Origin of the sequence: uncultured Candidatus Thioglobus sp. (genome assembly GCF_963981275.1) — a bacterium.
Taxonomy (GTDB): Bacteria; Pseudomonadota; Gammaproteobacteria; order PS1; family Pseudothioglobaceae; genus Thioglobus_A.
Genome location: NZ_CAXCCZ010000001.1, coordinates 40,974 through 66,395, shown reverse-complemented (window position 1 = coordinate 66,395; position 25,422 = coordinate 40,974). Strand labels below are relative to the sequence as shown.

The window sequence follows — 25,422 nt, the reverse complement described above, 5'->3', positions numbered from 1 at the left end:
CTATGCAGTACAAACAGTTTGTTTCTCGCTTATTTGTTTATTTAAAGCCACATATCGGCAAACTCATCTTCACCTCAGTGATGATGATGCTGGCAACCGCTCTAGAAAGTGCCATTCCAGAAATTACCGGACAAATTGTTGACGAGCTATTTGCGGGTGAGCGTAGTGAAAGCTCGGCCTTTATTTATGCACTGGCACTGTTTGGTATTATTGTTTTGAGCTCTGTTTTTGCACTCACCTCAACAGCGGCCAGTTCATGGGTATCTAACAAAGTTATTATGGATTTGAGAGAGGCTATGTTTGCCAAATTACTCAAATTACCTAAGTCTTATTTTGACAAAAATCCCACTGGAAAAACTTTATCAAAACTTACTTTTGATGTCGAACAAATTGCTGCAGCCGCCTCTACTATTTGGCTTGATTTTATCAAATCATCCATGACAGTTGTCATTCTCATTGGCTACTTATTTTATAAAAATTGGCAACTTAGTTTGAGTTTAATTATTCTTCTACCTCTGGTGTATTTAGCCGTCAAACTGTCATCAAATCGTATGCGTAGTGCCAGTACCAAGGTACAACAATCAATGGGCAACATGACACACCTATTGGATGAAAATATCTCTGGATCATCACTGGTTAAAATTTATCACGCACAAAACCAAGAGAGCTCTAAGTTTAATAATCTTATTAAGAATATTCGTCAACAACGCTTTAAAGTTGACATGACAGGTGCATTCAATACTGGTTTTGTCAATATTTTAATTGGACTATCTTTGGGCAGTGTGGTGTATTTTTCCTCAACCTCTTTACAAATGAGTGCTGGTGAATTTTTGTCTTTCTTTACTGCCATGGGCATGCTGATTAAACCAGCCAAAAGTTTGGTTAACATTAACAAACCTCTGCAAACTGCCATGGCTGCTGGCGAAAGTGTTTTTGGTCTTATTGATGAAACCGAGGAGAAAAACCAAGGGTCAAAAGTCTTATCAAGATCAAAAGGTGGTATTAAATTCAACAACGTTTCATTTGCCTATCAAGATAACAAAACAGTTCTTAATAGCATTAATTTAGATATCACCCCGGGTGAAACTATTGCCCTTGTTGGCTCCACTGGCAGTGGAAAAACCACCATTATTCAATTAATTGCTCGGTTTTATAACCCAACACAAGGCTCTATTACGATAGATGGCGTTGATATTAACGATTTTGATATTGACTCATTGCGCGCTCAAATCTCTTTTGTTGATCAAAATGTGCGTTTATTTAATGACACTATTAAAGGCAATATTGCACTTGGACAAGCCGATGTAATGAGCGATGAAAAGGTTAAGCATGCTGCTAAAGTTGCTAATGCTGCCCAGTTTATTGAGCAAATGGAATATGGTTTTGATAGTGAAATCGGTGAAGATGGCACCAAACTTTCGGGTGGTCAGCGCCAACGCCTAGCTATCGCCAGAGCGATTGCCAAAGATAGTCCAATTCTTATTTTAGATGAAGCTACTTCAGCACTTGACTCGGCAACAGAAAAACAGGTGCAAGCTGCAATTGATGAAATGCAAAAAGATCGCACCACCATTATCATTGCACACAGATTGAGCACCATTCAAAAAGCTGACAGAATTATCGTCTTGCGCCAGGGAAATATCATTGAACAAGGTTCTCATCAACAGTTGCTTGATCAGAAAGGTGAATACGCCTCCCTACACAATCATCAGTTTAAAACCTAGCAAAATCCGGAAGTCATCAACCTCTACTCTTATTGATAAAATAAAAAGTTGTAGTTAATTTTTAATAACCAGCATTTTGTGCTCAAGCATATCTTTCATGCTGTAGCCAATACCGCCAACACCATAACCTGAGTGCTTACGCCCTGCAAATGGCATCCAGTCTACTCTAAAGGTGGTGTAATCATTAATCATCACTGCTGAGGCTTCTAGTTTTTTTGCAATATCCATGGCTTTAGAAACATCATCACTAAATACAGCTGCTTGGAATGAAACATCCAGGCTGTTAGCATCTGCAATCGCCTCATTAATATCTTGATAACCATACACACAAACAACAGGTCCAAAAATCTCATGAGTAGAAACCTTGGATTGTTTGGAAGGATTAAGCAAAACAGTCGGCTCATAACTCACCGCGTTAATACGCTTACCGCCTGTAATTACCTGCGCACCCTGTGTAGCGGCCTCATCAACCCATGATTCTATCCTGTCAGTTTCTTTTGGCAAGATAAGTGGACCTAAATCGCTGTCTTCATTAATCGCATCACCAACAATCTGCTTAGCAGCAATATCGGCAATTTTTTGCGCCAGCTCATCGGCTCTCTCTTGCGGTACATATACACGTTGAACAGAAACACAAACTTGACCTGAGTGATACATACTTGCCTTCACCACGCCATTAACAAATCCCACTTCATCAGTATATTGATCAAAAATAAGTGGCGCTACGCCGCCATGCTCCAGCGCACAACGCACACCTGGTGCTAGTTTTGATTTTAGATACCAACCAACTTGTGCAGAACCAATAAAGCTAAAAAAGGCAACTCGTGAATCGGTTACCAGTTTTTCAGAATTTTCTCGATTGGTGAGTGCAACTTGCACCCAGCCGTCAGCCAGGCCCGCTTGTGCAATTAGCTCAGCCAAGCGCAAAGTAGATAATGGTGTCACAGCTGCTGGCTTGATAATCACTGGACAACCTGCTGCCACAGCAGGAATCACTTGATGAATGGCTAAATTTAGCGGATGGTTGAAAGCACTAACCGCCACCACAACGCCAATCGGCTCCATAATTGTAAAAGCCTTTCTACCAGCGCCAGCAGCGCTTAAATCCATGGGTATCTCGTCACCCTGGATTTTTTGGATTTCAGCAATTGCAATATGAATACCGCCAACTGCACGCGTTACCTCAACGCGAGCATCTCGAATTGGCTTGCCACCCTCGTTCGCAATAAGTTGTGAAAATTGTTCGTGCTCATTAGCCACCAAATCAGCCAATTTTCTTAATATATTAACCCGCTCATAAATAGGCAAGGCACCTTGTTGATGTAGCGCTTGAGCGGTCTCTAACATACTATTTACCTGCTCACTATCATGCATTTCTAGTGTTTTTAACACCTTACCGGTATAGGCCTGCTTAACGTGTAATAAATTTGACATATCCATCCTAGTTATTAAATTGCTTTAAATCATCGAGCAATGTTTTGGTGTTTTGTGAGTAATCAATTGGCAGATCAATCACATGCACACCACCCTCTTTAAATGCTTGCTTCATGATAGGGATTAACTCTTCACTTGAGCCAATTCTATGGCCAGTGGCACCATAACTTTGTGCATACATTACGAAGTCTGGGTTATTAAAATCAAGTGCAAAATCAGGCAATTCTTGCCCTGCTTGTTTCCATTTAATCATGCCATAACCACTATCATTAAAAATAATGGTGATTAAATTAAGTTTAAGTCTTACAGCAGTTTCCAACTCCTGAGAGTTCATCATAAAGCCACCATCACCACATACTGCAACCACTTGACGATCAGGATACATCAGTGCACAAGTCATTGCTGCTGGCAAGCCAGCACCCATAGTTGCTAAAGCGTTATCTAACAACAAGGTATTAGGCTGATGGGTATGGTAATGTCTGGCAAACCAAAGCTTAAACATGCCGTTATCTAATGAGACAATGCCATCGTCGTCAAGCACTTTTCTCACATCTGATACCACGCGTTGTGGCAACATTGGGAAAGAAGTATCATCATCCAAGGAGTGAATGGCCGCTCTAGTTTTTTCACGAATTGGTTTAATCCAATCTCGATTACAAGCATAACACTCATCGAGAGCCTCATTAATCCGGTCCATGGTGTTGGAAATATTGCCGACCACTTCAACTTGCGGGTAGTAAATGTCTTTAATTTGTGCAGAATGAAAATTAACATGAATGACTTTTTGCTCATTACCTCTCATGATAAAAGGTGGTTTTTCAATGATGTCATGACCCACATTAATAATTAAATCAGCCGCCTTGATAGCCTCATGTACATAATCTTTTGAGGAGAATGCAGCGGTTCCAATAAAATGAGAGTCATCGCCACTTAAAACACCCTTGCCCATTTGGGTGTTGAAAAACATAATCCCTGTCTTATTAACAAAATCTGACAACGGCTTGCGAATACGTTTACGATTAGCACCTGCACCCACGAGTAATAATGGTCTTTTGGCGGCTTTAATAACTTTAACCGCTTTCTCAATGGCACGATCACTAGCGAACACTCGGTGGATCGTCTGTCTAGGAAAGACACTTTCATCTTCCACCTCTTCTCTGGCAATATCCTCTGGCAATTCCAAATGTACTGCACCTGGACGCTCTTCTTCAGCAATACGAAACGCACCGCGAACCAGCGCAGGAATCTGCCTTCCATAAACAATTTGATCAGAGTCCTTAACCAGAGGCTCCATCATTCTAACAATATCTAAAATTTGGAATTTTCCTTGTAAACCTGCTTTAATTGGCTTTTGCCCTGTGATCACCACCATAGGCATAGCGCCAAGCTGCGCATAGGCAATAGCGGTGACTAAATTTGTTGCACCTGGACCTAAAGTTGCCAAACAAACGCCAGCTTTACCTGTTAAACGACCATAAGTGGCCGCCATAAAGGCGGCGGCCTGCTCATGACGGGTTAAAATAAATTTGATTTTTGAACCTCGCAATGAATCGAGTAAATCTAGATTCTCCTCACCAGGAATGCCAAAAATATACTCTACACCCTCATTTTCTAACGCTTTTACAAATAGGTCTGACGCCTTCATTCGTTATCTCCTTCAACACATATTGGGCATAATTCATTCATAGGAATAGACTTGCCATCAACCTGAACAATTCTAACGTGCGCTCGATTTAAAAGACGCACCTCTTCAACACCACACGAGTGTGCGATCACTTCGACTGTTTTAGTCATATTATTAACATAGTTTGCAACTTTAACTGATTTACTCTTAGGATCTAAGCCTTTTTGTAGGCGCTTATTGTGCGTTGTAACACCCGTTGGACAGGTGTTTTTATTGCATTTTAGTGATTGGATACAGCCAATAGCGAACATAAATCCACGTGCTGAAGTAACAAAGTCAGCGCCTGCACAAATTGCCCAAGCCACATCGGATGGGGTGATCATTTTTCCAGAGGCAACCACTTTAATTCTATCTTCCAAGCCACATTGCATGATTTTATCCACCACTAAGGGTAATGCTTCTTTTAGTGGTAGACCCACGTTATCCATTAGTGCCATAGGCGCTGCACCCGTGCCACCATCACCACCATCAACGGTAATAAAATCAGGTGCACTTTGAATGCCACGTTTATTCACTTCATCCAACAAAGCCTCTAACCAACGAATATGGCCAATAACTGTTTTAAAACCAACCGGCTTCTCGGTAACATCTCGAACATGATTAATCATATCTAGCAATTCACTGGCATTAGAGATTTCAACATGACGATTAGGGGAGTTTGACTCCACACCTTTTGGTATACCTCTAATAATTGAAATTTCCTCTGTCACCTTAACGCCCGGCAAAATACCTCCTTTGCCAGGTTTGGCGCCTTGAGAAACTTTTATTTCAAACATTTTTACTTGATCGTGCTCAGCAATATCTGCCAATTTTTGATCATCTAAACTACCATCTTCATGTCTGACGCCATATTTAGCGGTACCAATCTGAAAAACCAAATCTGCACCACCCTCAAGATGATAAGGACTCAAACCACCCTCACCTGTATTCATCCAACAGTCTGCTATTTTGGCACCTGCAGATAAGGCCAATACGGCAGGCTTAGAAATAGCGCCATAACTCATACCTGAAATATTGAAAATTGATTTCGCCGCGTAAGGGTACTTGCTGTAACTCTCGCCAATTGTCACTGTCCTAGTTTCTACAGCATCACTATCAAGCATTGGAAAAGGGCAATTAATAAAGATGGTTGAACCAGGGATGTTAAGATTTTTTGTCGACCCAAAAGCTATCGTATTATCTTTACCTTTTGAGGCGCGATTTACCCACTCACGTTCAGCACGATTAAAAGGCATCTCCTCTCTATCCATGGCAAAGAAATATTGACGAAAAAATTCGCCTAAATTGCTAAATAGGTAGCGAAAATGACCTACTACTGGGTAGTTTCTTAGAATGGCATTTTTACTTTGCGTGACGTCAAAAATAAAAGTCACCATAATAATGGCGAATACTATCCCTAATAGCCAAACAAATAAGGTTGGCATTATATTTAAAACTGTATTGGATGTCTCAAACGAGTCCATTATTCCCCCGAATATTTTAAGGTCATCTTACGCCTAATCAGGATAAATTCAACCGTTAATCCAAAGAAATTTTTATTATTTTAATATGTATACTTCTGAGTCTGGATAAAACGCCATCCAAGCAAAATAAAAGCCTTGAATAGTGGGAATTATCTGGCCATTTTCATCTTTAATTTGAGCGGATTTATTCTGACCATCCCATATAATTTGATACTGCTTTCCGGCAATTAAATCCTTAAAACTGGATTGGTTATTTTTATTTAGCTCACTAAATGGATAAGCTTTAATTCGATTCCCATCAATCAACCCAACCACAGTTTCTTTGGGATGGAAAGAACCAGGGCTACCTGTTGAACTTGGCACTGGAAAATATAACACCCTACTAGATGCATAGCCCTCATAAGGGTTACGCGTATAGTCTCTTGCATATCCAGTATTGGTTGATAAAATCTGAGTATTTGGATGTAGCTCTTTCCATTTTCCCCAGGTGGTATGCGTACTAACGAGTGGCTTTAGATGCTCACCAACTAACGGACCGCTAACCGCTTTAGATAAAATTTGAGAAAATAATGATTCTGTCAGGTCATCATACAAAAGCACATCGGAGTTATACAACAACCCTGATACACCAAAACTAGAATGTCTACCCCTGATATCTGCTGAAAATATCGCCCCTGTCCCACATAATGGACAGTAAGTAACAACAAAGGCTTGATCGCCAATTTTGTCATTCACAATCTCATGCCAGTTCAAAATATTAATAGGATAAGCTTTAGCGACGCTGCCAATTGTCAATGCTAATACTCGATCACTGTCTTTGATAAAATCAGCCTGATCTTTGTCGACCAACACTGGGTGATCAATCGCAGGAATACCATCTTTTCCAGGTCCACCAGACAATATTTTTTCGACAGGAATGCTTGCATTAGATAAATCAAAACCATTTTTAGAGGGGGAGTTTTGAGCATTGCAGCTACTCACAAACACCGCAGACGTAATCCCAATAATAATGATAATACTTTTTAACTGATTAGTGACTTTCATTTAAACCTCGCTATTTTTTTTATTAATATCCCAATGAGTATTGCCATAATCGATATATCGACAGGTACTATAGGTTGAAAACTTTGCTTGCCATTTTCGTTCAGGATCAAAATTTTGTTGATCCTCGTAATACATTGCAATCGCTTGAGGCGCATAACACGGATTGGATTGTATTAATGCTTTGCATTCTTTTAAAGTCATACTCATTGCCACTACTCCGATTTTGTTTTATTGCGAGCGCAAGATATCTCTTTAGCCCCTAAAACTTTAGCCAAACCTCCACAAGGGCAAAACCCTGTAAAAGCCGACTGTATCAACATAAACCCTATAAACAAAGTTAAGTAAAACCAGGCATCGCTCAGATTCATACCTAATAGTACTGAAATAATCACCATGGTTCCGCTTAATATCTTAATACCCTTATCAACTGTCATCACCAACTCCTTATTGCTACCTGGATTAAATATGCTTTTTATCTCTTCTACACTTTAAAATACGTTGTATCTTTCCTAATAGTTTCAATCATGGATAAAAATCTGGATTATTACTTTGACAAATTACAACAAAACAAAACTCAGAAAAATTTTGAAAAAATATATAAATTGACCTCTGTGCGTCTTTTTGGTGTCATCATCCGTATATTAAAGAGAAAAGAACTCTCTGAGGATTGCCTACAGGAGACTTATGTAAAGATATGGAATCGAATCGAAACCTATGATACTACGAGGGCCAATATGATGACATGGATGTCCACCATTGCTAGAAACCATGCAATTGATTACGTGCGCAAGCACGAGCTACCCATTCAAGATGACTTTGAAATGAGCATTATTAAAGACGATCAGGTGCATTTTTTGGACAGCTTAGAAGCAAAAGACGCCAGTAAGCAATTGCATGATTGCTTAGGACAACTCAAAGCAGAATCAAAAACCGTGGTGTTTATGGCTTATTTTAACGGCCTCACTTATGACAACATCGCCAAAGCGGTTGGCTCACCAGTCAGCACTGTTAAAACCTGGGTATCAAGATCATTACCTATTTTAAAAAAATGCTTGGAGGCTGCACATGCCTAATCAAAATACACTTGCTTATGAATATGCATTAGGTCTTTTAAGTAAAGAAGAAAAAGCCGACATTGAACTGACACCAGAATTCTTAACAGAAGTAGAGCAAGCTCACTTAAAGCTATCTGCCTTACAATTACAAGCACCACTCGACAAAGACAGTAGTAAAAAAATCTGGAACAACATTAGCCAAAAAATTAAATCCGAAAAAGAAACTTGGCAAGATACGCTCATGTCGCGTTTCAGAATGTGGCTGTATGTGCTACCTGCTATATTTATGGCATTTGGCAGTCTGATGTTATTTCAACAAACATCACCAGTAGCCGATTCATACTCCATGGCTATTATTAATGCTAAAGTAGGCTGGGAAGTAAATGCTGATATTGACAACCGCAAACTATCAATTGCCTCAGTTAGCCCAATGTTAGTAGGGAAAAATGAAGTATGCGCCTTGTGGGTACAAAAAGATGGGGCAACTTACTTCGTTAGTACCCTACCTAATAGTGGCAATAAAACGGTATCCATGAGTCCAAAAATCGCCCAAATGCTTCAAGGTGGTGAAGCAATTATTTCTATTGAATCATCTGATAAGCCAATGAATCAACCAACTCGTATTGAGTATCGCAATCAAATCTCTTAACTTATTTTAATTATTTTGAAACTCTTTTAAAATACACCTCGTATAACTAAGTGTCGTTAACAAGACGATATTTATTAATAACAAAAGAGGTGAAAAAATGAATACAACAAAAGTAATGACAGCCGGTATCGCAGCAACAGCGGTTATGTCAATTGTGGCCGTTATGGTAGCACCCATGATGGGGATGCCTAAAATGGATTTTGGTACGATGCTAGGCACTAACAATCCAATGATGGCAATGCCATATATGGCTGGTTGGATGATACACTTTGTGGTTGGTATCGTACTAACAGCAGTTTATGCGTCGGTCTTTATTAACAGACTGAGTGGCTCATACGCCGTTCGCGGTATTATCTTTGCGATGATTCCATTTGTTATTGCACAATCTATGATGATGCCGATGATGGGTAATGGTTTTTGGTCAGGTGGTGATATGATGGCTATCATCGGTAGTTTGATTGGCCACATTGTCTTTGGTGCAGTATTAGGCGCAGTTTACGCCAAAGGTGAATCAACTAAAAGCTAAGAAATAACTTAAAGCCGCTCTATGAGCGGCTTTTTTAACGTCTAAAATTTAATCAAATTTTTTTTATTATTATTTTGAAACTATTTTAAAACCTACTCGTATAACTAAGTACTGTTACAAAAAGCAGCAATATTAATATAAAAAAACAAGGATAAAAAAAATGAAAAAAACCATAATCGCCACACTAATAACGTTATCAGCCAGTGCTTTTGCACAAACAGATCAAGAAATCGCTAAGAATTTATTTGAACAATTAAAACAAAAATCATTCATGCAAGCACCTCAAAACCTATACGTTGGCGGCCCACCGCACGGACCAGTTAGAGCGGTAGTAGAAGGCAATATCAACGGTCAAAGAACCATTGTTAAGTTTAATTATGGTGGACCAAGTATCACCCCTGAGAAAGTTGCTAAAGATCCTAAAAAATGGCTTAAAGCACTAACAGTTATGCAAAAAAGACCTGATTATGATCCGGCACATAAGGATTGGTTTTGGGCTAAATACAAGCCTAATGGCGAGTTATTTGTAAAAAACTCTATCACCAGAGCTGGTAAAGATAAAGGCTGTATTGCTTGTCATCAAGCTGCATCGGGCAATGATCTTGTCTTTACGCACAACGCAAAAGTTAACGCTGAAATAACCATTGTTAATTAATTGAAATAAAATCATATTTTTTGAAACTATTAGCAAATTGATTGCGTATATACAAATGAACACTATTTAAAACAAAGGATATATAAATGACAAAAAGACAAGTAAAAAACTGATTAAAAAAGGTTACAGCCCTGCTGTTGTTTTACGCAGATACTTTACCAAACGAGAACTGTGCGCAGCCCCTGCTTCACATAGCTAAAAAATAAAACTCCCTCTGCTCAAAAGCCGCTTATTAAGTGGCTTTTGGGTTTCTGATACTTTTTTAAAGCAGATAAAACTAAATAGCTGGTTAATTTCCTATTTCAGCCTAGCTAATACCTTACCAGAGTCAAGTGCACTTCGTACCAAATCAGCTGCCTCAAGTAGTGACGTGACTTTCTTGGTGTGCCAAAGCACCAATGAGGCACTTAACACCAGACCATCATAAAACATACCCTTCTCACCTGATAGGGCTGCTTTGCCAAGTTTAACTGTGTAGTCTGCCAGTTCATTAATGTTGTTATGCACATCCATGTCAGCCGGAAAAGAAATTGCACGCATGTCCTGCTCAATACCTAATGATGTTGGTTCGATATCAACACGGTCTTTTTCATCAATACCTTCATAAGACACCATTAAACCTTTTTGGCGCAATGATGGAATCACACCACCCTCAACACCACGGATTAGTAGTGCTGTTTCCATGCCAGATTCTTTTACCAATGCGGCATATTTTGGTGGATAAGGTTTATGCACATATCCCAAAATAGAATGCGTTTTACGACCTCTAAGTGGGGTGATAAGTGTTTCTACCGTATTGATAACCGTACGCTTAATAATACGATCACGAAGCGGCACTAAATTGTGCAAACCCTTACAGTAGCTCGCTTGATCAATGTAACTCCAGCCAATTGAGCCATCTTCCAACCTAGTCTTAGCCTCAGCTGTTGAAAGATCTGCATTCAGCCCCATTGCTTGAATAATGTGCCTATGCGTTAGCCCAAATTTAGGGCTAACACTATTTAATCCGTGTATTACACACGGCAAGCCCAACTCAGCCAAAACCACCGGCAAGAATGATGAAATCGGAATAGAGCGATTGTAACCACTGTACGGATCACCCAAATCAACCAAATCATCGACATTAACTTGCTGCTTGTCACTCTCTGCCAAGATGGCTGCTAATACACCCTTATTTTCTTCTTCAGTTTCACGCTTCATACGCAGAGCGATAAAGAAAATAGCTGACTGCACATCGTCGATTTCGCCACGCAAAATAGTCTGCATGCCAGCCTTGGTTTCGTCAAAATCTAAATCTTTACTTAACTCTGGACCCGTAGCAATACGCTGGATGATGGATTTCATTAATTCTGTAGAAGTCATAGTTGTATGTATATTTCGTTATTTTCTAATTTTACTGGATAGGTTTTCATATTATCCACATCATTATCAGAGCTTTTACCTGTGGCCAAATCAAAACTAAAGCCATGCAACGAACACACAACACTACCTTTTTTTAAGCAACCCAGTGTTAATTCGATATCTTCATGTGGACAACGATTCTCAGCGCAAAATAGCTCACCACCTGTTAGTGTTATAAAAAGCTTTTTTCCTTTAACTTGAAAGGCACTCATTGTGCCTTCTTTTGGTATTTTGTCTAAGACTTTTATCCACATGGTAGTTAATGCTATTTCTTTCTCAAAAAAAGTACGACTTGTTCTAATCTAATGGATCTTGACTGCCAGATTAAAACAAGCTCCAAATACTATTACTATTTAGCTCGGAAGCACATTGATTTAGCTGGCGCTTATAACGCTTAGCATTATTTTCAACTTTACGAGCCACTTTCATTAGCCAAGGTTTTTTTTGGTAAGTTTTTTTATTAAAACCGCCATGGCCTTCATGGTATGCCAAATACTGATGATAAGCATCTGATTTAGCAACACCTGAACGCTTATTAGATTGATTCATGTACCAGCCCATAAAATCTACAGCATCGTCAAAATCATCTCGATCTGCATTATGATTGCCTGTTTTAAGCTTGTACCAATCCCATGTGCCATCCACTGCTTGGGCAAAACCATAGGCGGTTGTCGGCCTAAACCAAGGCACTATGCCAAACAACTTTTCTCTAGGTGGCTTGGCATCTGAAGCAAAACGTGATTCTTGATATACGACTGCTAATAATACGTGCACAGGGACATCATATTTTTTCTCAACCGCCTTAACTGAACGATACCAACTCACCTCTTCATCCATTAAGGTGCAAATGTTATTAACAGTGACTGCAGGTGTCGAAAAGCAGCCAGTTAAAAACAAGGGTAATAGTAACAGTGGTAGCAGTTTTTTCATTTAGCCAGCTACACTTGTGAAAAATACTTTATAAATCACCACAGCTTGGGCAATAAATAAAATACTTAAGGCAGCCTTAATAGTGCCAGCCGATAAACCTGAAGATGTGTTGGTTGATGTGTTTACTTTTTCAGAACCATTTTCAAGCTCTACATCACTTGCTACCAAGCCTTTTTCTGATTCTTGAGCTTTAAACACAACTCTTGTGCCCGCTTTAAGACGAGATTTGTTAAAGATGTTTTTTTGATGGACAAAGTACTTTTCCTCATCATCACCAGTAATAAATCCATATCCCTTGGTGCCAAATTGTGCCACCACGCCCTTTATTTTTTTAGCCATTTCTTCCTCTTAATATTTACGCAAACAATAAGTTACTTTTTCAATAAAATCAACGTTTGCACGTTGAAACTTAGGCTCATTTTCTATGTCATTAAAGCATTGTAATAGTTGACACTCGAACCCATTCTTGTAAAGTGATACCACTTCAGCCTCATTTACTGCATAAGGCGGACCACTTATTTGTGATTGCGGATAATTCAAAGTTAATAATAGTATCCGGCAATCTTTGGCTATTATAGCGTATAAGTGCTGTGCGTATTTCACCCTTAACCCCGCTGTCAATGCGATTAAAGCCGCCCGATCATACACCGCCACAACTGACGCTAAATGTTTTGCGTTTAATTTAAAATAGTCACCACAATAAATACGCAACTTATCTGACTGATAAATAACAAAATCAGGCTCTTGAAAAACCTCAAATGGGATTGAGTTCTCTGAGAAAAATTGTTCAACAGCTATCGTACTCAGCTCAACACCAATGACTTGATAACCCTGCTCTAGTAGATACAGCATATCCACACTCTTGCCACACAATGGAACAAATACCGTGTCAGCAATTTTTAGCTGAAGATGGTCAATAAACTCTATTAATTTTGAGTTTGGCACCTCTCGATGCCAACCAATTTTTCCCTCATTCCAACGTTGGATCCAATTCGTCATATACTTATTAATAATGAAATATCAAGTCAATATTTTAACTAAAAATACAAATAATAATTAACCTATGTTAACAATAGCAAAGCCTTGTCAAATAGGCGACACAGTAGTATTTTAACTTGTTAAAATTAGGTAAATTTAATCATAATTATAAGGATAAAGCATGATGCCTGGACCATTTGAACTCGTTATTATTTTAGCAATTGTGTTATTACTTTTTGGCGGAAAACGTCTAAAAAATATTGGCACCGATTTAGGTAGCACCATTAAAGGCTTTAAAAAATCAATGAAAGAAGAAGTAAAGACAGGAGAGTCTAAGTCTATCGCTGAAAATAAAGTCTAGTAATGATTAAAAACCTTGTCATTGCTTGCCTGTTACTATTTTTTACAGCCTCCTGTTCAGATGCCACTTTGGACGCAAGTGATACCATCAGTATTAATGGCACAATTTATAAAAAAGGCAGCTCGAAGGTGTTCACCGGGAAAGTAATCAGTAAACACAAAAATGGGCAAATTATTAGAAAGTCTAACTACAAAGACGGCAAAGAACAAGGGCAATCAATATTCTACCTACCTAATGGCAACAAAGATTTTATAGCCAACTTCGACAACGGCGTTGAGCACGGAGTTAGCACTTTTTGGCGAAAAAATGGTCACAAGAAAATTGAGATAAGCTATCAATATGGCGCCTTAAACGGACCAAAAACTTGGTTTTTTTCCAATGGTAAAAAAATGAAGCGCTACCATTACAAAAACAACCAACTAGACGGGCAATCTACCTGGTGGGATAAATCAGGAAAAATATGGGCAGAAAAAAACTTTAAAAACAATAAAGAAATAAATTAAATACTAGCGGCGTAGTTACCTATTTCACCAAGTTTTTCTTGATTTAACACTTTTAGTTTTTTATGACTACACTCAATCAAGCCTTCTTTTTTGAATTGAGATATCACACGAGAAACATGCACCTTTGTAATGCCTAAAGTATCAGCCATCGCCTCTTGGTTTAGTGGAAAAAAACAAGCCTTTGAATGATCAAGTGAACACCCGGGAACTTGCCTCTTAAGCCGCCCTGTCACATCCATTATTAGATAGGCTAGCGCTTGTCTAGCATCTTTACGACCTAGGTTTAACAAATATTGCTGGTAAGAAGAATTGCTTTTAGCAAGGTTTTTAATCAGACGCACAGCAACAGCACTGTGGTTTTTTACCAAATTATCCAAGGAGGTGTTACTCATAACACACACTTTTACATCGGAAATGGCTTGTGCAAAATACCCATTGTCTTTATTAACACCAAAGCCGATTACATCACCAGGCAAGGCCAATTGGAATATTTGCCGAGAGCCATCTTCCAAATAAGTGCCTAAAATTACACAGCCTGAAGCAAGAATGTAGCTTGATTTTGCCTGATGCTGCTCACTGATAACATACTCACCTGGCTTACACTGCCTTTGTAAATCAATGTGTGACTCTGCTAGCACGATCTCTTCATCATCCAAATCTTTAAACAGCGAGTCCTTTCGTATGCCACATTCCATGCAGTTTACTTTATTTTTATCACTACCCCCACAAGACATGCTTTTCTCCTCAAATTTTCAATATTACTATATTATCATATAATAATATAGTAATAATTGACCAAGGTCAATAAAACCCATAAAATTAAGATTATAGGTAAAAAAAAAAGGAAAAAACATAAAATTTAAAAAAAACATAAAAAAAGTCCGTACATGAGTACGGACTTATTAAGCTTTTTTAAAACTTGACGTTATTTAGCCAAATGTATCATTGGTGATATTATCAAACCATGAATAGCCATTTTGCTGCTCTCTTGCACGAGCTTTGGCATCAAACTTGCCTGGTGTTAAACCACCAGAGCCTTTAACCTTGTTAATTTTTCCATTTGCATAGTTATAAACCATCGCAACAGAAATGCCGTCGCCTGGCGCAATAACTGAGTAACAAGTGTTAACGTATGAAGGATCTGGAATTTTATCACCATTTAGCATTGCAACCACTGCTGCTGCACACACTTTGCCTTCTGAGTTGGCTGCGTAGCCAGACTTAGGTAGTGGAGACTGAATAGCTGAATCACCAATCACGTGTATATTTTTATGAATGGTGGATTCAAACGTATCACCCTTAATTGGACACCATCCTGAGGCGTTTGTTAGACCGGCAACGTGTGCAATATGCCCTGCTTTTTGAGCTGGAATAATATTAATTACATCACCTTTATAGTCATCAACTTCACCCGATAATGTCATACCAGCAACATCAACTGATTCAATTTTACCGCCTGCTGAGCCTTTAACCCATTCGATCATTGAGTTATCTGTGCCATAACCATAATGTCTCTTCCAGCCAGCAGTAAATAATCCAAACTTTGAGAATTTTTCCTTATCATCCAAAACTAAAATTTTAGCTGTAGGGTTGTTATGCTTCAAGTAATGAGCAATTTGTGCGGTACGCTCATAAGGCCCTGGAGGACAACGGAATGGATTAGGTGGCGCAGAAATGATGACTGTTCCACCCTTTCTCATTGATTGGATTTGATCACGCAATAAAGCTGTCTGTGGCCCCGCTTTCCAAGCATGTGTAATCTTGGTATTTGCCACACTTTCATCATAGCCATCAATTTTGTCGTATCTGAAAGAGACGCCAGGAGAGACGATACAACGATCATAATTAAAGCTACGACCGCTTGCTGTCTTAACGCGTCTTCCGCTTGCATCAATATCAATAACTTTGTCAATTACTACGTTAACGCCATGACCCTTAAGACCGTCATAGCCAAACTTAATTGAATCCATGGTGCGCTCACCACTTAATACTTCATTACTGCCAAAGCAGGTAAAGTAATTTTCGTTTGCTTCAATTAACGTAACTTCAACAGACTTATCCATCATACGAATGTATTTTGCGGCAACTGCACCACCCATACCACCACCAATCACAACCACTTTCTTGCTAGAGCCGCCAATTGCAAATGGCGCATATGTTGCCGCAGTTGCAGCTGTCGCACCTAGACCTAATGTCTTTAAAAAACTTCTTCTATTTTGTTTACTCATTAGTATTCTCCTCTATTGACCACTTGTGTAGTAATTGACAAGCTTATCGAATGCATCCGAATCTTTCTTCATCATTCTCTTCATTTTTTTAGCCATTTTCTTTTCCATGTCGCGCGATCCATCATGGAAATCAGCCAATGAATATTGCATAAATAGCTTAGCATTACCCGATAATTGACCTGCATCATCATCTGCTACAGTACCGCCTTCAGTATGACACTTATCACAATATTTCTCGTGTAACGCCTGCCCTGCATTGGCTTTGGCTGCATCGAAAGATTGGTTAGTATTTTTGTGTACCTCTTGCTCAGCAAAAAAACCTGCCATATTTTCAATATCTTCTTCAGAATAACCTTTAGCGATTCTACCCATAATGGTAGAAGCCTTATCACCTGACTTATATGCATTCATTGTTTCTACCATGTAGGTTTCAGATAAACCTGCGATAGATGGAATAGCATTACCTGTACTGGCACCATTGGTACCATGACAACCTGCACATGTGTAGCCTAGAGCTTGGCCAGATGGCGCAGCTTGGGCATACGAACCTAACGCCAAAGTGGCTGCTAGTAGTGTAGATTTAATGATTGTATCTCTCATCATAAAACTCCATGTTGTTTATATAAAATTAACCTTATCTTTTATTAAGACAAGTCCTCCTCACTTAACAATAAAACAGCATAGCCATGCTTATTAATTTATTATTAAATACAATTCTATAAGGTTGCTAGCAACAATCAAATAACATAGGTTATTTCATTGCAAATAAATCTGAACTATAATTTTTTTCACCCCTCCATCTCTTTGTCACTCTCTCTTTATGTGATGTTAAAAATGGAGGGGTTCTTTTTTTAGAGTTTTATTACTTAAGGACTTGACCATGAATTCAACAAAAAAAATCCTTATTACTTTTTTTATTTGTTTTGCCACGACACACACACTGGCTAACACCCTTGTTAGTAGCGTGACAAACAATTCTTATGAAGATGTTCGTGATAATTTGGTTGATGCTATTGAGGAAAAGGCGCTTAATATTTCCAAAATATATCATGCGAGTGACATGTTGAATCGCACCAAAGACAGCATATCGAATGCAAAAGAAATTTATCACCAGGCAGAAATTATTGAGTTTTGCTCTGCCAGCATATCCCATCAATTGGTACTGGCTAATCATTTAAATATTTCAGCTTGTCCTTTTAAAATTGCGCTATACACACTAAGTAACAATTCTAAGCAAACTCATCTGGTGTATACAAAGCTAAAGCCACTAGATCAACAATCAGAAGCACCCACTATTAAAGCTAATAAGCTCATTCAATCTTTAATAGAGAATGCCACTTGGTAGGGGTTTTACTCCTCAACCTCGGTTCCACCTAAATGTGAATAATATTTTGCCAACGCTTGTATCTCAACATCTGATAACTTCCTAATAATGCTTTGCACAGCACCGCCTGGATCATTGTTTCGAGACCCGTCTGCAAAATACTCCATAGTAGAAAGTAAATAACCAAACTGCTGACCTGCCAACACTGGCGTTGATCCAATTGAAGTTTTTCCATCTTTTCCATGGCACAAATCACACGGCGGAATGCCACGATTGGTGTCACCTTTGTTTATTAGTGCAGGTGTTTTAATTGCCTCCCTTAGAGTAGGATTTTGTTCAGGTAACAATTGAGATTCATACCAAACACCAACATCGAGCATTTGCTTATTGTTTAACTTTTTAGCACGCTTGTACATATTCTTATCTTTGCGAGCCTTACTCTTGTAATCTTTTAACTGCTTAACGATATAGTTAACACTTTGTGATGCCAAATGAGGCGTATCAGTATCATCACTAATGCCAAACTCCCCATGGCATCGATCGCATGACTTAGCGGCAATAATTTGCCCATTAACAGGATCAGATGCCTGCACTTGGAATGTGAGTGTTAAAAATAATGCAGTTATTTTTAGTGAGGTTTTGTTATTCATATCCAACTCCTATCTCAGCCAAGGCATCATGATATTTTCAGGTTTGGTAAACTTATTAATATCGTAACGCATACCTGACATCGATCCATTCATAATTGACATATCGTTACTCATTTGAGCCATTGATCCATTCATGTTTTTAATATTGTCATTCATTTGTGCAATTTGACCACCCATCTTATGCATATCATTACCCATTGAGGCCATCGATCTTGTCATAACATTCATATCTTTAGCAACATTTGAAAAATCATCACCCATTTTCTTTTGGCCTTCCACCATGCTTTGAGCCATTTGCATCATGTTTGCTGCCATGCCATTCATGTTCCTTGCCATAGAGTGGACGTCTTGAGTCATTTGCCCAACAGATTTTGTCATGTTAGTCATATCATGGCCCATGTTGTACATAAAAGACCCCATGCCATAAGCACCAACACCTCCACCTAGAACAATGCCAATTTTAATAATGGTATTCATGCTACCCCCTTTTTTTTATATTCATCCAGATACTAACAAACCCTTACCAATATTAATCAGTAAGGGTTTGTTAGTAGACATAATTTAACTGGTTATTTAACTTTAGTTGTGGATGAATTTTTTTCACCAGTATTACTCACCCATAACAAGGTAATTTCATCACCTTTAGCGCCATTTAATTTAACAAATAAGTACGGATTTGCAGATACTGTAGAGTTAGGAGATAGTCTTAACATCTCTTTACCATTTTTTAAAATCGTGATGTGATTAATGTATTCTTCAGCAACAATATTTCCTGACTTGTCTTTTCTTCGTCCAGTTTCCATTGGGTGTGTAATTTTATATTTAACCTCAATAAGGCCGCTTTTCATTTTTGCTCTTGCTTTAATTTTTTTTGCCATGATAAATTCTCCTTAATTAGATTAACAGCCACCTTTGGTAACTTTAGTACTGCCATTAGCCGTTACAAAGCCGTTTGCAGTATGCGCAATGGCCGTAACTTTAGTAGGCTTGCCCATCTTCACTCTGAAACTGGCAAAAGCAGCAACATCTGCAGATTCAAAATCTACACGCATAGCCACCGGCTTAAGATTTTCATGAACAATCAAAAAAACACTTTTAACACCTGTTAATGCAGTCGCATCAACTGTTACTGGGACTTGTGATCCATTCTCAGCCAACTTTGGGGTTTTAAGCTTTAAATCAGCTGAGGCTGTGTGCTTTCCACCGGTAATTTTACTGATTGCATCATCGGCTTTTAAATTACCCATGAAGTTGGCAATTGCACTTAACGGCAATATTCCAGATAGCGCAACTGCACCACCCATTAACATTTTTATAGCAGCTCTTCTATTCATTTTATTTTCTCCTTTTATAAAATATATTTAATTTAATTGTATGGCGCTCTTTGGGCAAACTGAAACACACTCGCCACAACCATTACAATGGCTGGTGTCCATTGCGATTTGTGGCACACCTCCCATTTGCAGGCTAAATTCAATAGCTCCGTGCTCGCACACCTCAGAGCATGACTGGCAAACCACACCAATTTTAGACAGGCAACTGTCTTTAATATTGGCCGTCAAATTCCAAGGTGCATCGACCTTGCTAAAAGCGTCATACTGACAAGATGTCACACATTTTTTGCAAAAGCTACAGCCGCCTTTACTAAAATCAATCACTGGAAACTTTCCAGATCCTGTTGTGATAATCTTCTCAGGACATGCATCTATACAAGCACCACACCGATTACACAAATCTGTAAACAAAGCCTCGTCCTTAGCCCATGGCGGCCTAACAACAGATTTCTTATTTGAGCCCCACCCCCCTCTCAGGAGTTGGGCTCTGGTCATGACACTCACTCAAACACTACTCATCTAAGTTAACAAAGCTACTGTCAACTAAAGGATCTAACTTAGCCTGAGGAACATGACACTGTAGGCAAAAATAGCGTCTTGGCGACATTTCAGGTAAGCGTGTTTCATCACGAGTAAAGAAGTGTGTGCTTGACATTTTTGGTGAATCTTCTTCTTTATAATTCTCATCGCTGTGGCAACTCAAACATTTATTCTTTTTAAGATTTATTGTCATGCCATCCGTTTTGTGTGGAATTAGTGGCGGCTGATCATCATAATTTCTTTCAAACTCTATGTTTTTCTTAATCCACTTAATTTTATCTGGTGCAATTGACAAATCATCCAGTACATGAGTACCACGCAGAGAAGCAACGTCAACAACATCGGCTGCTGAACTAGCCACATCAGTGACTGTATCAACCACCACCTCTGTAGCATCTTTAACCGAATCTACCGTATCAGTTGCAACCTCTTTAACCTCTTCAGCCACCTCTTTAATATTTTCAATGACTGTTGAAAATGGATTATTCCAGTTATGGCCACTGCCAAAGAAATTAGCCTGAGATCCTAGTGTAAAAACTGATGCAATTGTTAGTGCTAATATTTTAGTTTTCATGCTCATCTCCTCCTATACCTTAACAATTTTAACGGGCGTCTTTTTGTAGTCCGTTTCTTTAGAAAGTGGATCAGTCGCATCCAGTATTAGTTTATTAACTAAGCGCGATGCATCGAACCACGGTACAAATACCAAACCCTTAGGTGGCTTATTACGGCCTTTGGTTTCAATCATGGCAACAATTTCACCACGTGAAGAAACAACTTTAGCGTTTTTACCACGTCTTAAACCACGTGATTTAGCATCATCTGGATGCATGTAAATGACCGCATCTGGCACTGCGCGATACAACTCTGGTACACGTCTTGTCATGGAGCCTGAATGCCAGTGCTCAAGTACACGTCCGGTTGACATCCATAAGTCAAATTCTTCATCTGGCACTTCTGCAGGTGGCTCGTATGGTGCGGTAATAATATTGGCCTTGCCATCTTTATTCCCATAAAAACTAACATCTTCACCAGATTTAACATATGGGTCATAGCCTTCACGGTAACGCCATAGCGTTTCTTTGCCGTTGACCACTGGCCAGCGCAAACCTCTAGCCTTGTGATACACATCGAAGTCTGCCTGCTCATGGCCTTTTTTAGGCCCTTCAAGCTGGAACCTGCGATACTCTTCAAACAATCCTTTTTGAATGTAGTAGCCAAAATCATCCATTTCATTGTTATCGTATTTGTTACCACGATCATCGGTAATATCTTGCTTATCAAATTTATCAACTTGACCATTGGCAAACAGTACATCGTATAAATTTTTACCTTTATATTCTGGGTTTTTAGCTAGCAACTCATCTGTCCAAGCGTCGTCCGTTGTAAATCTCTTGGAGAATTCAACCAACTGCCATAAATCAGATTTTGCTTTACCTGGTGCCTGAACTTGCTGGCGCCAGAATTGTGTGCGTCTTTCAGCATTACCGTATGCACCTTCTTTTTCTGCCCACATTGCTGTTGGCAAAATAAGATCAGCCGCTTGTGCGGATACTGTTGGATACGGGTCTGACACTACAACAAAGTTATCTGGATTTCTCCAACCAGGTAGCATTTCATCGTTGATATTAGGGCCGGCTTGCATGTTGTTATTACACATTACCCAGTAAACATTCAACTTGCCATCTTTAAGCGCTCTACTTTGTGCAACCGCGTGCAAGCCTTTCTTACCAGGAATTGTGCCTTCTGGCAGCTTCCAAATTTTCTCAGCAAAATCACGGTGTGATTTTTTCATGATGACATAATCTGCAGGTAGACGGTGAGCAAATGTACCTACCTCACGAGCAGTACCACAAGCTGAAGGTTGGCCAGTTAGTGAGAATGGACCATTGCCAGGCTCAGAAATCTTACCGGTTAATAGGTGTACGTTGTACATTAGACCATTTACCCAAACACCACGAGTATGCTGGTTAAAGCCCATTGTCCATAGTGATACGATTTTTTTATCTGGATCAGCATAAAGCTTAGCCAAACGCTCTAATTTTTCTGCTGGAACACCTGAAATCTCAACTGCTTTTTCTAAAGTATAAGGCTTAAGTGATTCTTTGTACTCTTCCCAACTAATTTTAGTCAGTTTGCCTTTATTAGGATTTTTAGCATTTTTTTGCAGTGGATGTTCATTTCTCAATCCGTAACCAATATCAGTTGGAGTTTTGTTGAAATTAACATGCTTTCTTAAAAAATCTTTGTTATAAGCCTTATTTTCAACAATGTAATTTGCAATGTAATTAAGAATCGCTAAATCTGACTGCGGATTCATGATCATGCCATTATCTGCTAACTCAAATGAACGATGCTCGTATGTTGACAACACATGAACCTCTGAGTCTTTCTTGGTGAGGCGAGTATCAGAAATACGAGACCATAAAATTGGATGCATCTCTGCCATATTCGAACCCCAAAGCACAAATGCATCGCCATGCTCGAAGTCATCATAACAACCCATTGGCTCATCCGAACCAAAGGCACGAATAAAAGCGCCCACTGCTGATGCCATACAATGGCGAGCATTAGGATCGATATTATTTGATCTAAAGCCAGCTTTGAATAATTTACTTGCTGCGTAACCCTCCCAAACAGTCCACTGTCCTGAGCCAAACATACCAACACGAGAAGTTAGCTTGTCAGCAGGCTTACCTTTATTTTCTTCTTTAGATACATTAAGGGCGGTCTTCCATTTTTCTTCCATGATGTCAAATGCCTCATCCCAAGATACTGGAGTGAAATCACCATTTTTATCATATTTACCATTTTTCTTACGAAGAAGAGGCTGAGTAAGTCGATCCTTACCATACATAATTTTTGATAAGAAATAACCCTTAACACAGTTAAGACCTTTGTTAACTGGTGCATCAGGGTCACCCTGTGAAGCAACCATTTTGCCATTTTTGGTACCAACCAAAACTGAACAACCCGTGCCACAAAAACGACACGGAATCTTATCCCACTTAATACCGTCAACACTTTCGTTATAGTTTGAGAGTGCGATACCCGGCAGGGTGACACCAGCTGTTGCAGCTGTTGCGCTTATTGCACTATTTTTAATGAACTCTCTTCTTGTGATGGCCATCTCTTCTCCTCGTAAATTTTATTGAAATAAATTAGCTATTAAAATGAACTAACAACTTTAAACGCTTCAACGTTTTATTTCATTAACATAGGTTGTTTTGTACTAATTTCTTTTTATTCGAGAGGAGTAACTAAAAACTTTTGGCTCGCAAATGTCAATACATCTGCCGCAATTGGTACAATTTCCATCCATAATGACAATACCACCCTTACCTTTTAAAGCAGGATTGATTACTTGTGACTCTGGACAGACAATATAGCATTCCAAGCAGTCAGTACACTCTTTTCGGTCTTTAGCGTTAACCCTAAGTATTGAAAATTTTCCCAATAAGGAATAAAAAGCGCCCATTGGACAGATGCGTGAACACCAGCCTCTTTTTACAACAAGAGCGTCAAATAAAAATATAAAAGCAATTAAAAACCAGCCAAAGCTCATGCCAAAAATAATACCGCGATGCAGGATTGAAACAGGGTTTATCAACTCCCAAACGATAGATCCAGTGATAAATGCAGCAATCATTATGGTTGTTAACAACCAATAACGCGTTTTATTTGACACGCCACCACTACTTGTTTTAATGCCCAATTTACAACGCAACCATGATGCTGAATCAGTCACAATATTAACAGGACATACCCACGAACAAAAAACCCGACCACCAACAAATAAATAAAATACCAGCACAATCAAGGCGCCAATTAATGCGTCAGTCGCCACTGAATGGCCCGCAAAAATAGATTGTAATAAAACAAAAGGATCTGTCAACGGAACTGTGTCAAGTATAAGACTAGAACTAAGATTGCCCTTTATAATCCATATATCAAACCAAGGACCTAACAAGAATAAACCTAAAATACTTAGCTGTGATACTCGACGCAATAGCAGGTATTTATTGGCGCTAAACCAACCTCTAGAACTCTTGACATCTTGGCCAACTATTTTACAGATATTGGTTTTTTTCATTTTCTCTTAATTTCAAACAAAGGATTAAAGCTGTTAAGCTTATCGAGTGCATTGTTTAGTTTGGACTCTATCTTGACATCTGTCAGACCCTCACCCTGCAAGTCGTACTTCTTACCTTCAGGTAGGTTGTATTGATGCTCAATATCTGGAGAAACTAATGACTCTCCTGCCTTTTGTTTTTCTTCCCAGCCAAGCCTGTAATGATCTTGACGCTTACCCATAGCCAGCTTTACGGGTAACACCTTAATAACAGCTTCCTCCATAATGCAAGCTTCTTCACACTTGCCACAGCCAGTGCAATGATCATAATGAACTACAGGAATAAACAATGTATGTTTGCCACTACGCTCATTGTGCTTCATTTCAACTGTAATGGCCTTGCCGCGAATTGGACAAACATTAAAACACACCTCGCATCTTAAACCTTGATAAGCGATGCACCCCTGGGTATCAACAATACGAGCAAGACCCATTTTTGCATCGTTAATATCAGTTAGATTTTTATCCAAAGCACCCGTTGGACAGGCCTTTACACAAGGAATATCGTCGCACATCTCGCATCCTGCTTTACGCGCAGTAAAGAAAGGAGTGCCAATTGCTATATTGTCTTTTTCAGTTGCTAGCGATAAGGTTGGAAATGGGCAATCATTGACACACAACCCGCAACGAATACAAGCTGAAATAAACTCTTTTTCTTTTAAGGCGCCAGGCGGGCGTATGGCAGTTGCTGGAATTGCATACGCATATTTTGAATAACTGATGAGCCCGGTAGCAATCAGGGCTGATGTGGTGGCTAATTTTGCAGAATTTATGAAAAACTCTCGACGAGAAATTGCCATACTGCCC

Annotated in this window: 31 protein-coding genes; 8 read left to right on the top strand and 23 right to left on the bottom strand. The window is 39.1% G+C overall.

What is annotated here, in order from left to right:
• Window positions 1-2 precede the first annotated feature (2 nt).
• Window positions 3-1,724, top strand: coding sequence for a lipid A export permease/ATP-binding protein MsbA (msbA, locus tag ABNR88_RS00350; RefSeq protein ID WP_291925475.1), 1,722 nt, complete (start codon window positions 3-5; stop codon window positions 1,722-1,724).
• 54 nt (window positions 1,725-1,778) lie between these two features.
• Here msbA and ABNR88_RS00345 read toward each other — a convergent pair whose 3' ends face one another.
• The 6 genes from ABNR88_RS00345 to ABNR88_RS00320 form a co-directional block, all read right to left on the bottom strand.
• A complete protein-coding gene (locus ABNR88_RS00345; protein ID WP_291925473.1) occupies window positions 1,779-3,158 on the bottom strand; it encodes an aldehyde dehydrogenase family protein in 1,380 nt (459 codons plus the stop codon).
• Between the two features lie 7 nt (window positions 3,159-3,165).
• Window positions 3,166-4,803: an acetolactate synthase large subunit gene (locus tag ABNR88_RS00340; protein ID WP_291925472.1), complete on the bottom strand. Its 1,638-nt coding sequence runs from the start codon at window positions 4,801-4,803 to the stop codon at window positions 3,166-3,168.
• On the bottom strand, window positions 4,800-6,266 hold the full coding sequence (locus tag ABNR88_RS00335; RefSeq protein WP_291925471.1) for an FMN-binding glutamate synthase family protein: 1,467 nt from the start codon (window positions 6,264-6,266) through the stop codon (window positions 4,800-4,802). The genes ABNR88_RS00340 and ABNR88_RS00335 overlap by 4 nt, the downstream gene beginning before the upstream one ends.
• Before the next feature lie 114 nt (window positions 6,267-6,380).
• The gene (locus ABNR88_RS00330) at window positions 6,381-7,349 is read right to left on the bottom strand and encodes a DUF3179 domain-containing protein (protein ID WP_291925469.1); all 969 of its coding nucleotides are present in this window, start codon (window positions 7,347-7,349) and stop codon (window positions 6,381-6,383) included.
• Entirely contained in the window at window positions 7,350-7,556 is a 207-nt protein-coding gene (locus tag ABNR88_RS00325; protein WP_291925466.1) for a hypothetical protein, read from the bottom strand.
• A gap of 5 nt (window positions 7,557-7,561) precedes the next feature.
• Window positions 7,562-7,783 carry a DUF2892 domain-containing protein gene (locus tag ABNR88_RS00320; RefSeq protein ID WP_291925463.1) on the bottom strand — a complete coding sequence of 74 codons (222 nt, stop codon included), beginning with the start codon at window positions 7,781-7,783 and terminating at the stop codon, window positions 7,562-7,564.
• A gap of 90 nt (window positions 7,784-7,873) precedes the next feature.
• On the opposite strand from ABNR88_RS00320, the gene ABNR88_RS00315 reads away from it, so the two are divergent.
• The 4 genes from ABNR88_RS00315 to ABNR88_RS00300 all read left to right on the top strand — a co-directional run bounded on the left by ABNR88_RS00315 (window position 7,874) and on the right by ABNR88_RS00300 (window position 10,234).
• Entirely contained in the window at window positions 7,874-8,422 is a 549-nt protein-coding gene (locus ABNR88_RS00315; RefSeq protein WP_291925459.1) for a sigma-70 family RNA polymerase sigma factor, read from the top strand.
• A complete protein-coding gene (locus ABNR88_RS00310) occupies window positions 8,415-9,053 on the top strand; it encodes a hypothetical protein (RefSeq protein WP_291925454.1) in 639 nt (212 codons plus the stop codon). Before ABNR88_RS00315 ends, ABNR88_RS00310 begins: the two co-directional genes overlap by 8 nt.
• 97 nt (window positions 9,054-9,150) lie before the next feature.
• Window positions 9,151-9,579 (top strand): DUF6789 family protein, encoded by a 429-nt coding sequence (locus ABNR88_RS00305; protein ID WP_291925452.1) that lies wholly within the window; start codon window positions 9,151-9,153, stop codon window positions 9,577-9,579.
• Between the two features lie 160 nt (window positions 9,580-9,739).
• Window positions 9,740-10,234 carry a cytochrome P460 family protein gene (locus ABNR88_RS00300; RefSeq protein ID WP_291925450.1) on the top strand — a complete coding sequence of 165 codons (495 nt, stop codon included), beginning with the start codon at window positions 9,740-9,742 and terminating at the stop codon, window positions 10,232-10,234.
• Window positions 10,235-10,531: 297 nt separating this feature from the next.
• On the opposite strand, the gene ABNR88_RS00295 is transcribed toward ABNR88_RS00300, so the two are convergent.
• The 5 genes from ABNR88_RS00295 to ABNR88_RS00275 all read right to left on the bottom strand — a co-directional run bounded on the left by ABNR88_RS00295 (window position 10,532) and on the right by ABNR88_RS00275 (window position 13,564).
• Entirely contained in the window at window positions 10,532-11,596 is a 1,065-nt protein-coding gene (locus ABNR88_RS00295) for an anthranilate phosphoribosyltransferase (protein WP_348669738.1), read from the bottom strand.
• Entirely contained in the window at window positions 11,593-11,889 is a 297-nt protein-coding gene (locus ABNR88_RS00290) for a Rieske 2Fe-2S domain-containing protein (protein WP_291925445.1), read from the bottom strand. The genes ABNR88_RS00295 and ABNR88_RS00290 overlap by 4 nt, the downstream gene beginning before the upstream one ends.
• Window positions 11,890-11,959: 70 nt before the next feature.
• Window positions 11,960-12,565 carry a transglycosylase SLT domain-containing protein gene (locus ABNR88_RS00285; protein ID WP_348669736.1) on the bottom strand — a complete coding sequence of 202 codons (606 nt, stop codon included), beginning with the start codon at window positions 12,563-12,565 and terminating at the stop codon, window positions 11,960-11,962.
• On the bottom strand, window positions 12,566-12,904 hold the full coding sequence (locus ABNR88_RS00280) for a cold shock domain-containing protein (protein WP_291925441.1): 339 nt from the start codon (window positions 12,902-12,904) through the stop codon (window positions 12,566-12,568). It abuts the gene before it with no gap.
• Between the two features lie 9 nt (window positions 12,905-12,913).
• Entirely contained in the window at window positions 12,914-13,564 is a 651-nt protein-coding gene (locus ABNR88_RS00275; RefSeq protein WP_348669734.1) for a thiopurine S-methyltransferase, read from the bottom strand.
• A 160-nt stretch (window positions 13,565-13,724) separates the two neighbouring features.
• Between ABNR88_RS00275 and tatA the strand changes: the two genes are divergently transcribed.
• The gene (gene tatA / locus ABNR88_RS00270; RefSeq protein WP_291925435.1) at window positions 13,725-13,904 is read left to right on the top strand and encodes a twin-arginine translocase TatA/TatE family subunit; all 180 of its coding nucleotides are present in this window, start codon (window positions 13,725-13,727) and stop codon (window positions 13,902-13,904) included.
• Between the two features lie 2 nt (window positions 13,905-13,906).
• Window positions 13,907-14,407: a toxin-antitoxin system YwqK family antitoxin gene (locus ABNR88_RS00265; protein WP_053951937.1), complete on the top strand. Its 501-nt coding sequence runs from the start codon at window positions 13,907-13,909 to the stop codon at window positions 14,405-14,407.
• Here the strand turns inward: ABNR88_RS00265 and ABNR88_RS00260 are convergent.
• The 3 genes from ABNR88_RS00260 to ABNR88_RS00250 form a co-directional block, all read right to left on the bottom strand.
• Complete coding sequence (locus ABNR88_RS00260; RefSeq protein ID WP_291925429.1) at window positions 14,404-15,141, bottom strand: Crp/Fnr family transcriptional regulator; 738 nt, start codon at window positions 15,139-15,141, stop codon at window positions 14,404-14,406. The two genes, ABNR88_RS00265 and ABNR88_RS00260, sit on opposite strands and share 4 nt — an antisense overlap.
• A 195-nt stretch (window positions 15,142-15,336) precedes the next feature.
• Complete coding sequence (locus ABNR88_RS00255; protein ID WP_291925425.1) at window positions 15,337-16,635, bottom strand: NAD(P)/FAD-dependent oxidoreductase; 1,299 nt, start codon at window positions 16,633-16,635, stop codon at window positions 15,337-15,339.
• Between the two features lie 12 nt (window positions 16,636-16,647).
• The gene (locus tag ABNR88_RS00250) at window positions 16,648-17,235 is read right to left on the bottom strand and encodes a c-type cytochrome (protein ID WP_348669731.1); all 588 of its coding nucleotides are present in this window, start codon (window positions 17,233-17,235) and stop codon (window positions 16,648-16,650) included.
• 280 nt (window positions 17,236-17,515) lie between these two features.
• Here ABNR88_RS00250 and ABNR88_RS00245 point away from each other — a divergent pair, with 280 nt between their 5' ends.
• Window positions 17,516-17,980 carry a hypothetical protein gene (locus ABNR88_RS00245; protein ID WP_291925420.1) on the top strand — a complete coding sequence of 155 codons (465 nt, stop codon included), beginning with the start codon at window positions 17,516-17,518 and terminating at the stop codon, window positions 17,978-17,980.
• Between the two features lie 5 nt (window positions 17,981-17,985).
• Here ABNR88_RS00245 and ABNR88_RS00240 read toward each other — a convergent pair whose 3' ends face one another.
• The 9 genes from ABNR88_RS00240 to napG all read right to left on the bottom strand — a co-directional run bounded on the left by ABNR88_RS00240 (window position 17,986) and on the right by napG (window position 25,415).
• Complete coding sequence (locus tag ABNR88_RS00240) at window positions 17,986-18,609, bottom strand: c-type cytochrome (RefSeq protein ID WP_291925418.1); 624 nt, start codon at window positions 18,607-18,609, stop codon at window positions 17,986-17,988.
• A 9-nt stretch (window positions 18,610-18,618) separates the two neighbouring features.
• A complete protein-coding gene (locus tag ABNR88_RS00235) occupies window positions 18,619-19,086 on the bottom strand; it encodes an LPXTG cell wall surface anchor family - like protein (protein ID WP_291925416.1) in 468 nt (155 codons plus the stop codon).
• Between the two features lie 92 nt (window positions 19,087-19,178).
• On the bottom strand, window positions 19,179-19,487 hold the full coding sequence (gene soxZ, locus ABNR88_RS00230; protein WP_291925414.1) for a thiosulfate oxidation carrier complex protein SoxZ: 309 nt from the start codon (window positions 19,485-19,487) through the stop codon (window positions 19,179-19,181).
• 21 nt (window positions 19,488-19,508) lie between these two features.
• Entirely contained in the window at window positions 19,509-19,943 is a 435-nt protein-coding gene (locus ABNR88_RS00225; RefSeq protein ID WP_291925412.1) for a thiosulfate oxidation carrier protein SoxY, read from the bottom strand.
• A gap of 27 nt (window positions 19,944-19,970) precedes the next feature.
• Entirely contained in the window at window positions 19,971-20,438 is a 468-nt protein-coding gene (gene napF / locus ABNR88_RS00220; protein ID WP_053951929.1) for a ferredoxin-type protein NapF, read from the bottom strand.
• A gap of 16 nt (window positions 20,439-20,454) precedes the next feature.
• Window positions 20,455-21,057: a nitrate reductase cytochrome c-type subunit gene (locus tag ABNR88_RS00215; protein ID WP_291925406.1), complete on the bottom strand. Its 603-nt coding sequence runs from the start codon at window positions 21,055-21,057 to the stop codon at window positions 20,455-20,457.
• A 12-nt stretch (window positions 21,058-21,069) separates the two neighbouring features.
• Entirely contained in the window at window positions 21,070-23,613 is a 2,544-nt protein-coding gene (napA, locus tag ABNR88_RS00210) for a nitrate reductase catalytic subunit NapA (RefSeq protein ID WP_053951927.1), read from the bottom strand.
• 102 nt (window positions 23,614-23,715) lie between these two features.
• On the bottom strand, window positions 23,716-24,576 hold the full coding sequence (gene napH / locus ABNR88_RS00205) for a quinol dehydrogenase ferredoxin subunit NapH (protein WP_291925402.1): 861 nt from the start codon (window positions 24,574-24,576) through the stop codon (window positions 23,716-23,718).
• Complete coding sequence (gene napG / locus ABNR88_RS00200) at window positions 24,573-25,415, bottom strand: ferredoxin-type protein NapG (RefSeq protein WP_291925400.1); 843 nt, start codon at window positions 25,413-25,415, stop codon at window positions 24,573-24,575. Before napG ends, napH begins: the two co-directional genes overlap by 4 nt.
• Window positions 25,416-25,422 lie beyond the last annotated feature (7 nt).

Excerpts from the sequence above, each read along its gene's own strand:
- napG (WP_291925400.1), bottom strand. The coding sequence starts at position 25,415 with ATGGCAATTTCTCGTCGAGAGTTTTTCATAAATTCTGCAAAATTAGCC.
- ABNR88_RS00250 (WP_348669731.1), bottom strand. The coding sequence starts at position 17,235 with ATGAGAGATACAATCATTAAATCTACACTACTAGCAGCCACTTTGGCG.
- napA (WP_053951927.1), bottom strand. The coding sequence starts at position 23,613 with ATGGCCATCACAAGAAGAGAGTTCATTAAAAATAGTGCAATAAGCGCA.
- ABNR88_RS00245 (WP_291925420.1), top strand. The coding sequence starts at position 17,516 with ATGAATTCAACAAAAAAAATCCTTATTACTTTTTTTATTTGTTTTGCC.
- ABNR88_RS00275 (WP_348669734.1), bottom strand. The coding sequence starts at position 13,564 with ATGACGAATTGGATCCAACGTTGGAATGAGGGAAAAATTGGTTGGCAT.
- ABNR88_RS00260 (WP_291925429.1), bottom strand. The coding sequence starts at position 15,141 with ATGTCTTGTGGGGGTAGTGATAAAAATAAAGTAAACTGCATGGAATGT.
- ABNR88_RS00285 (WP_348669736.1), bottom strand. The coding sequence starts at position 12,565 with ATGAAAAAACTGCTACCACTGTTACTATTACCCTTGTTTTTAACTGGC.
- ABNR88_RS00345 (WP_291925473.1), bottom strand. The coding sequence starts at position 3,158 with ATGTCAAATTTATTACACGTTAAGCAGGCCTATACCGGTAAGGTGTTA.
- ABNR88_RS00300 (WP_291925450.1), top strand. The coding sequence starts at position 9,740 with ATGAAAAAAACCATAATCGCCACACTAATAACGTTATCAGCCAGTGCT.
- ABNR88_RS00240 (WP_291925418.1), bottom strand. The coding sequence starts at position 18,609 with ATGAATAACAAAACCTCACTAAAAATAACTGCATTATTTTTAACACTC.
- ABNR88_RS00290 (WP_291925445.1), bottom strand. The coding sequence starts at position 11,889 with ATGTGGATAAAAGTCTTAGACAAAATACCAAAAGAAGGCACAATGAGT.
- ABNR88_RS00215 (WP_291925406.1), bottom strand. The coding sequence starts at position 21,057 with ATGAAAACTAAAATATTAGCACTAACAATTGCATCAGTTTTTACACTA.
- ABNR88_RS00330 (WP_291925469.1), bottom strand. The coding sequence starts at position 7,349 with ATGAAAGTCACTAATCAGTTAAAAAGTATTATCATTATTATTGGGATT.
- ABNR88_RS00315 (WP_291925459.1), top strand. The coding sequence starts at position 7,874 with ATGGATAAAAATCTGGATTATTACTTTGACAAATTACAACAAAACAAA.
- ABNR88_RS00340 (WP_291925472.1), bottom strand. The coding sequence starts at position 4,803 with ATGAAGGCGTCAGACCTATTTGTAAAAGCGTTAGAAAATGAGGGTGTA.
- ABNR88_RS00225 (WP_291925412.1), bottom strand. The coding sequence starts at position 19,943 with ATGAATAGAAGAGCTGCTATAAAAATGTTAATGGGTGGTGCAGTTGCG.
- msbA (WP_291925475.1), top strand. The coding sequence starts at position 3 with ATGCAGTACAAACAGTTTGTTTCTCGCTTATTTGTTTATTTAAAGCCA.
- ABNR88_RS00310 (WP_291925454.1), top strand. The coding sequence starts at position 8,415 with ATGCCTAATCAAAATACACTTGCTTATGAATATGCATTAGGTCTTTTA.
- ABNR88_RS00295 (WP_348669738.1), bottom strand. The coding sequence starts at position 11,596 with ATGACTTCTACAGAATTAATGAAATCCATCATCCAGCGTATTGCTACG.
- ABNR88_RS00320 (WP_291925463.1), bottom strand. The coding sequence starts at position 7,783 with ATGACAGTTGATAAGGGTATTAAGATATTAAGCGGAACCATGGTGATT.
- ABNR88_RS00235 (WP_291925416.1), bottom strand. The coding sequence starts at position 19,086 with ATGAATACCATTATTAAAATTGGCATTGTTCTAGGTGGAGGTGTTGGT.
- soxZ (WP_291925414.1), bottom strand. The coding sequence starts at position 19,487 with ATGGCAAAAAAAATTAAAGCAAGAGCAAAAATGAAAAGCGGCCTTATT.
- tatA (WP_291925435.1), top strand. The coding sequence starts at position 13,725 with ATGATGCCTGGACCATTTGAACTCGTTATTATTTTAGCAATTGTGTTA.
- napH (WP_291925402.1), bottom strand. The coding sequence starts at position 24,576 with ATGAAAAAAACCAATATCTGTAAAATAGTTGGCCAAGATGTCAAGAGT.
- ABNR88_RS00280 (WP_291925441.1), bottom strand. The coding sequence starts at position 12,904 with ATGGCTAAAAAAATAAAGGGCGTGGTGGCACAATTTGGCACCAAGGGA.
- ABNR88_RS00325 (WP_291925466.1), bottom strand. The coding sequence starts at position 7,556 with ATGAGTATGACTTTAAAAGAATGCAAAGCATTAATACAATCCAATCCG.
- ABNR88_RS00305 (WP_291925452.1), top strand. The coding sequence starts at position 9,151 with ATGAATACAACAAAAGTAATGACAGCCGGTATCGCAGCAACAGCGGTT.
- napF (WP_053951929.1), bottom strand. The coding sequence starts at position 20,438 with ATGACCAGAGCCCAACTCCTGAGAGGGGGGTGGGGCTCAAATAAGAAA.
- ABNR88_RS00255 (WP_291925425.1), bottom strand. The coding sequence starts at position 16,635 with ATGAGTAAACAAAATAGAAGAAGTTTTTTAAAGACATTAGGTCTAGGT.
- ABNR88_RS00265 (WP_053951937.1), top strand. The coding sequence starts at position 13,907 with ATGATTAAAAACCTTGTCATTGCTTGCCTGTTACTATTTTTTACAGCC.
- ABNR88_RS00335 (WP_291925471.1), bottom strand. The coding sequence starts at position 6,266 with ATGCCAACCTTATTTGTTTGGCTATTAGGGATAGTATTCGCCATTATT.